At 59.7% G+C, this 6737-nt stretch carries 6 protein-coding genes; 5 read left to right on the top strand and 1 reads right to left on the bottom strand.

What is annotated here, in order from left to right; translation table 11 throughout:
• The first annotated feature begins 407 nt into the window (after window positions 1–407).
• Genes WAO69_RS04130 through WAO69_RS04115 form a run of 4 tightly spaced genes read left to right on the top strand, consistent with a single transcriptional unit; the run spans window position 408 to window position 4333 of the window.
• A complete protein-coding gene (locus WAO69_RS04130; RefSeq protein ID WP_422176782.1) occupies window positions 408–1334 on the top strand; it encodes a Hint domain-containing protein in 927 nt (308 codons plus the stop codon).
• Between the two features lie 54 nt (window positions 1335–1388).
• Window positions 1389–2675: a lipoprotein-releasing ABC transporter permease subunit gene (locus tag WAO69_RS04125; protein ID WP_422176781.1), complete on the top strand. Its 1287-nt coding sequence runs from the start codon at window positions 1389–1391 to the stop codon at window positions 2673–2675.
• Entirely contained in the window at window positions 2668–3354 is a 687-nt protein-coding gene (locus WAO69_RS04120) for an ABC transporter ATP-binding protein (protein ID WP_422176780.1), read from the top strand. The genes WAO69_RS04125 and WAO69_RS04120 overlap by 8 nt, the downstream gene beginning before the upstream one ends.
• A gap of 1 nt (window position 3355) precedes the next feature.
• Complete coding sequence (locus tag WAO69_RS04115) at window positions 3356–4333, top strand: Ldh family oxidoreductase (RefSeq protein ID WP_422176779.1); 978 nt, start codon at window positions 3356–3358, stop codon at window positions 4331–4333.
• Between the two features lie 33 nt (window positions 4334–4366).
• Here WAO69_RS04115 and rimO read toward each other — a convergent pair whose 3' ends face one another.
• Window positions 4367–5755 (bottom strand): 30S ribosomal protein S12 methylthiotransferase RimO, encoded by a 1389-nt coding sequence (gene rimO, locus WAO69_RS04110; protein WP_422176778.1) that lies wholly within the window; start codon window positions 5753–5755, stop codon window positions 4367–4369.
• A 96-nt stretch (window positions 5756–5851) separates the two neighbouring features.
• Here rimO and WAO69_RS04105 point away from each other — a divergent pair.
• Window positions 5852–6737 (top strand): AsmA family protein (locus WAO69_RS04105; RefSeq protein WP_422176777.1); only part of this gene is annotated, 886 nt, incomplete at its 3' end.

Genomic DNA, 6737 nt, shown 5'->3' with positions numbered 1-6737 from the left:
GTTGAAAGCCAACAAGCTGGATACGCTGCACGGGCGGCGCATCCAGCTGCCGTCGTTTCGCGCGGTTTTCACGCAGGCCTATCAGATTGCGGCAATTCCATGACGAAAGCGTGTCGCGGCCAATCATCCTGCGAAAATTTCCCTTTGAGATCTCGTCTTATAGGTTTTGGCTCTGTGCTTGCACGACGTCGTGCGATTCAGGGTTGGTTTTAAGCTTATTCTTGCAAAATGGCATCTTGAGTCGACCGTTTCATTCGTTGCGCGCAAGTCGCAGATTCAGCCTCAAGCGGATGGCGAAAAACAAAGTCTATTCACAAACTTGCCTCATTTGACTACGTCTAGAGACCATGGGCGATCTGGGCGTTAATGATCCGGACCCCTTTGAGGCAGGATAAGGAGCAAAAGACGTGCCCACGTCTTTTCAGGATATTTTCTATGTTATGGACCCGGCGAACCCTCCGCCGGATGGGACGTTTCTGACGACTGTGACCCTCACAGTGACCGATCGAAACGACAACGGTCTGATATCGCGGTCTGGCGGCGACCGGATTCAAAACATTGATATCCGTCAGGTCTATCCCGGTGACACAGTCACGATCGAGACCGCTGATGGAACCCAGATCACCTATGTCGGTGTGACATTCTACCTGGCCAACGGGCAAGAGGTCTTTTCGCCCATTGACGGACAGACGCTGGTGAACGGAACTCTGGTCGACACGACCTTTGTTCTTACCGAGACCGATGTCACCCCGGCACAGATGGAAGTGGTCCCTTGCTTTACGCCGGGCACGCTTATCGAGACGCGATGGGGTGCGCGCGCGGTTGAAACGCTCCGGGTGGGAGACCTGATCGCAACGCAGGACACCGGGATGCAACCGCTGCGTTGGATTGGTCGACGTACGGTGACAGCGCGCGGCAAGTTGGCCCCCATTCGCATTCGTGCAGGCGCGTTGGGAAATGAGCGCGATCTGCTGGTTTCGCCCCAGCATCGCATGTTGCTGACCGGTTGGCAGGCGGAACTTCTTTTCGGCGAAGAAGAGGTGTTGGTGGCTGCCAAGCATCTGGTCAATGGTGACACGATCCATTCCACTCCAAGACGCTCGGTCGATTACATCCATCTTCTGTTTGATCGCCACGAAATCATATTTGCGGAAGGCATCGCCACCGAAAGCTTCCACCCCGGCGATTTCGTGATGGAGACGGATCCGGACGTCCGCGCCGAGATCTTGTCCATTTTTCCCGAGCTTGATCAATCAGAAACCTGCGATTGGCCGACCGCGCGTAAAGTTGCCAAAGCCCACGAAGCCGCTCTGATCCGCTCGACCGCAGCTTGACGCGGACGGGGCAAATTCGCACTGTCCGTCCAATTCATCCCAGCAGGACTTACCATGGCCAATCAGCCACCACCCTTTGCAGCCTTTGAGTGGATGATCGCCTGGCGATATCTGCGCGCACGCCGCGCCGAAGGCGGCGTAAGCGTGATGACCTGGATCAGCCTGATCGGGATTACACTGGCCGTCTTCGCTTTGATCGCGACTTTGGCGGTGCGCTCGGGATTTCGCGCTGAATTCGTTGATACGATCCTCGGTGCCAATGCGCATGTGACGATCTACAATGCCGGCCAGATCACCGCCGGGGGACAGATCGAACGAACCATTACCGATTATGACGAGATGGCCGCGCGTGTCGCGTCCGTTCCGGGGGTAACCCGTGCCGCGCCCCTGGTGCGTGGGCAGGTCATGGTCAATATGCGCAGCCGCAACTCGGGTGTTGAGGTCTATGGGATCAAGCCTGAGGACCTCCTCACCCTGCCGGGCATCGCCAACCCCGAGACAAGCCAAGGGGATATTGCGCGATTTCAAGAGGGTATCGCCCTTGGATCCGGCGTAGCCCGCGAAATCGGAGCGCAGGTCGGGGATCGCGTCAAGCTGATCTCGCCCAATGGGGTGCGCACGGCTCTGGGAACGAGCCCGCGGATCAACGCCTATGAGGTGGTCTATATTTTCTCTGCCGGTCGATACGACATTGACCGAACGCGCGCCTATCTGCCGTTTTCCGAAGCGCAGGCCTTCTTCAACCGGGACGGCGCGGCGGATGAGTTGGAGGTCATGGTCACAGTGCCCGAGCAGATTGACCGCCTGATCATACCGCTGATGCAAGCGGCAGGAGATGGGACACAGGTCTGGACATGGCGCGACGCATCCGGCGGATTTCTCAGAGCGCTGGAGGTCGAGGACAACGTGATGTTCATCATCTTGTCGATCCTCGTGCTGATTGCGGCGATGAATATCGTTTCGGGCTTGATCATGCTGGTCAAGAACAAGGGGCGCGACATCGGCATCTTGCGGACAATCGGCCTGTCTCAGGGATCGATTTTGCGGGTGTTTTTCATCTGCGGCGCATTTACCGGCATCATTGGAACTGTCTTCGGGGTGATCCTTGGGAGCCTGTTTGCCATTTACATCGACCCGATCTTTTCCTTCGTGAATTACGCGATGGGCGGAGGTGTGTGGGACCCGTCGATCAGGGGCCTTTATCAATTGCCGGCTGAACTCCACCTTGGCGATGTCTTGTCGGCCGTTGGATTGTCCCTGGGCCTGTCGTTCATCGTGACAATCTTCCCGGCCCGCCGAGCGGCCAGGCTGAACCCGGTCGAGGCTTTGCGCTATGAATGAGGCGGCGCTGAAGCTGAGCGGGATCACCAAGACCTACAATCGCGGACAGCCCGGTGAGGTCACAGTGCTGCGCGGAGTCGATCTGACGATCGGTGCCGGAGAAGTCGTTGCCCTTGTCGCACCATCCGGTGCCGGAAAGTCGACGCTGCTGCACATAGCCGGTCTTCTTGACACACCGGATGAAGGGAGTGTCGAGATTTCCGGCCAAAGGCTTACGGGCACCAGTGACCAGGTGCGCACAGCGACCCGGCGCGCCCAGGTGGGGTTCGTGTATCAGTTTCACCACCTCCTGCCAGAGTTCTCGGCGGCTGAGAATGTCCTCATTCCGCAATTGGCGAATGGTGTTGCGCGCGCCGAAGCGGCCGCACGGGCGCAGGAGCTTTTGAAACGTGTCGGGCTGTCCGATCGCGCCGGAAACCGTCCCGCTGCCCTGTCGGGCGGTGAACAGCAACGGGTGGCCTTTTGCCGGGCGATGGCCAATGTTCCGCGATTATTGCTGGCGGATGAACCGACGGGCAATCTGGATCCGGCGACCTCGGATCAGGTTTTCGAGACGCTGATGGAGCTGGTGGCGGGTACCGGTCTGTCTGCGTTAATTGCCACGCATAACATGGCATTGGCCGCACGTATGGATCGCACCGTACGCCTCGCTGCGGGACGCCTGAGCGAAGACAGTTGACATGACACAGATTACACAGGCCGAGATACATTCCGTAACGGCGCAGGCGTTGCGTGCGCATGGCGCGGCGGACTGGGTTGCGGATGTGGTTGCGGATGCCGTGACCGAAGCTGAGGCCACCGGCAATCGTATCTGCGGTCTGTATTATCTTGAAAGCTATTGTCTGCAACTGCGCTCAGGCCGCGTGCTTGGCAAGGTCGAACCCGAGGTTAGTCGTCCTCGCCCCGGTCTGGTGCGGGTGGACGGAAAACTGGGTTTTGCGCAGGCGGCCTTCCTGCGCGGGTTGAACACAGCCATCGAGGCGGCGCGTGAGTGCGGGACCGCTCAGCTTGCGGTGGGGCACACGCATACCTGCACCTCGCTTGGTTTTTTCACCGGCCAGATCGCACGCGCGGGGATGATTGGCCTGGGCATGACCAATGCATCGCCCATCGTGGCCCCTCCTGGGGGCAAGACGCGGGTGATCGGCACCAACCCGATCGCCTTTTCCGTGCCTGACGGAAAGGGCGGAATCGCGATGCAGTTTGACCAATCCACCACGACGGTTGCCCTTGGCAAAATCACTATGGCCAAAGCGGCAGGGGAGCGCATTCCTGAGGGTTGGGCCGTGGATGCGGCGGGCGTGCCGACCACAGACCCCGAAGCCGCCTTGGGTGGTTCGCTGGTATCCATGGGCGGCTATAAGGGGTGGGGGTTTGGCCTGATGGCCGAACTCCTCGTGGCAGGACTTACAGGCAGCGTGACCTCCCGCGAGGTCAAGCCTTTGAAAGCGCCCGAGGGTCGGCCCCATGATTTGGGCCAGCTCTACCTGTTGATGGATCCCAGCACAGCCCCGGCGTTCCATGAAACCGTGGCGAAAGTTGCTGACGCGGTCGGCGAAGATGCAGGCGCGCGGATGCCGGGCCAGGGTCGTGTCCTGTCGGACCCGGTCTCTGTCGATCCTGTCGCCTGGGAGCTTGCGTTGAAACTGGCCGGCTAGGCGATTTTTTGAAAATCGCCGGTTCCGCCCGGATCAGACGCGTTTTCCCCACAGGTCATATTCGCCAGCTTCTTCGACCATCACCGTTACGATATCGCCGGGTGCCAGACCTTCAAAGCCGTCGTCGATGAAGAGGTTTCCATCGATCTCGGGCGCATCTGCCATGGTGCGGCAGGTCGCGGCCTCATCGTCGACCTCGTCCACGATGACTTGAAGCGTGCGACCGACCTTGGCTTGCAGTTTGGCTTCTGAAATCACCTGCGCTTTGGCCATGAATCGCTCCCAGCGATCCTGCTTGATCTCATCTGGCACATGGTCAGGCAGCGTATTCGAGCGCGCGCCTGCAACGTTCTCGTATTTGAAGCAACCAACCCGATCGAGCTGCGCTTCGTCCATCCAGTCCAGAAGCGTCCGGAACTCTGCCTCGGTCTCGCCGGGATAGCCGACGATGAAGGTTGATCGCAACGTTATGTCGGGGCACGTGGCGCGCCAGGCGGCAATCTCGTCAAGTGTGCGCGCCGCTGCCGCCGGCCGCGCCATGCGCCGCAGGACATCGGGATGAGCATGCTGAAAAGGGATGTCCAGATAGGGCAGCAAGCCGTTTTCGGGATCTGCCATCAGTGGCACCAGATCGCGCACATGCGGATAAGGATAGACATAGTGCAAACGCACCCAGACCCCCAAACGCCCCAATTCCCGAGACAGATCGAGGATATGGCTGCGCACCTCGCCATCTTTCCATGGGTTCAGATCATGTTTGCGATCCAGCCCATAGGCCGACGTGTCCTGACTTATCACCAGAAGTTCGCGCACTCCGGCAGTCGCCAGTTTGTCGGCTTCACGCAGAATTGCATGGGCCGGGCGAGAGGCGAGCCGTCCACGCATATCCGGGATGATGCAGAACTTGCACTTGTGGTTACAGCCCTCGGAAATCTTGAGATAGGAATAGTGGCGCGGCGTGAGGGACACGCCTGTTGCAGGCAACAGGTCGATGAACGGATCAGGGGAAGGCGGAACGGCATTGTGGACCGCATCCAGCACCTGCTCATATTGATGCGGGCCGGTCACGGCCAGGACGCGGGGATGGACCCCGGTGATGTATTCCGGTTCTGCCCCCAGACATCCGGTGACGATGACTTTTCCGTTCTCATCAAGGGCTTCGCCGATTGCTTCCAGGCTTTCGGCCTTGGCGCTGTCCAAAAATCCACAGGTATTCACGATCACCGCATCGGCACCCGCGTAATCCGGCGAGATACCGTATCCTTCGGCACGTAGCCGGGTCAGGATCCGCTCGCTGTCCACCAATGCTTTGGGGCATCCAAGCGACACCATGCCAATAGTTGGCTGGCCCGCGCGGCGGTCATCGCTCAGGCGGGCAGCGGGGGCCAGGTCTGGCCGGAGATTCGGTGGATTTGTGCTCATTCGCCCGCATATAGGCCAAGCGCAGCCATCTGCCCAGAGCAGGCAAGCATTGCGTGACACGGCAACTGCGCTAAGCTGATCTCAAAACTACGGAGCATGAGCAGAATGCGTTGGATGTTTCGCCTGCTGGGCCTTGTCTTGGTGCTGCTTGCCTTTGCGATAGGCGCGGTTTTTTTCCTGCCAAAAGAACGGATCGCGGCCATTGCCAGCGATCAACTGCGCGCGCAGACGGGCAGGGAACTGACGGTCTCTGACGAGGTTTCGCTGAGCATCTGGCCGGTTCTTGGGGTCACAACGGGACCGGTGACGCTGTCCAATGCTGATTGGGCCGGTGATCAGCCGATGATGTCCGCCGATGGGCTTTCGATCGGAGTGGATGCACGCGCCTTGTTGGGCGGAGATATCCGTATCAAGCATATCGAAGCACAAAGCCCGGTGGTGCGGCTTGCGACCCGCGCAGATGGGCGCGGCAACTGGGAGTTTGAGGTGCCTGCACAGGGCGCGACAACCAGCGACGCTCAGGCAGCGCAGGCCAGCACCCGTCAGTTCTCGCTGGAACGGTTGAGCCTGAACGATGCGACCCTGACTTATGCCGCCGCCGGTGCATCGCCCCTGAAGCTGTCTGATCTGGATGCGAGGTTGGACTGGCCTGATCCTGCAGGCAGTGCGGCATTTCAGCTAGGTTTCACATATGCAACCGCAGCGCTGAACCTGAAGGGCGAAATCGGCAGTTTCGCCGCCTTCCTTGAGGGGGCAGTGGTGCCTGTGGTTGTTTCAGGTGACACGTCGGGCGGGAATTTCTCCTTTGACGGGCGTGCCAGCACGTCTGGAGAGGCGGCAGGGCGCATTGACGTCCAAACCCGAGATACTGCGGCGTTTTTGTCGGGGCTTGGGTTCGGCGATGTTGGTCCCCCTGCAGGATTGGGCCGCGTGGCCGATATCTCGGGTGATCTTACCTTTACCACCGACAACCGCTTGTCCC

This window comes from Aestuariivita sp., assembly GCF_049276915.1.
Taxonomy (GTDB): Bacteria; Pseudomonadota; Alphaproteobacteria; order Rhodobacterales; family Rhodobacteraceae; genus Aestuariivita.
This window is presented reverse-complemented; position numbering and strand designations above follow the sequence as displayed.

Coding starts and splice junctions, on each gene's coding strand:
- WAO69_RS04125 (WP_422176781.1), top strand. CDS start 1,389: ATGGCCAATCAGCCACCACCCTTTGCAGCCTTTGAGTGGATGATCGCC.
- WAO69_RS04120 (WP_422176780.1), top strand. CDS start 2,668: ATGAATGAGGCGGCGCTGAAGCTGAGCGGGATCACCAAGACCTACAAT.
- WAO69_RS04115 (WP_422176779.1), top strand. CDS start 3,356: ATGACACAGATTACACAGGCCGAGATACATTCCGTAACGGCGCAGGCG.
- rimO (WP_422176778.1), bottom strand. CDS start 5,755: ATGAGCACAAATCCACCGAATCTCCGGCCAGACCTGGCCCCCGCTGCC.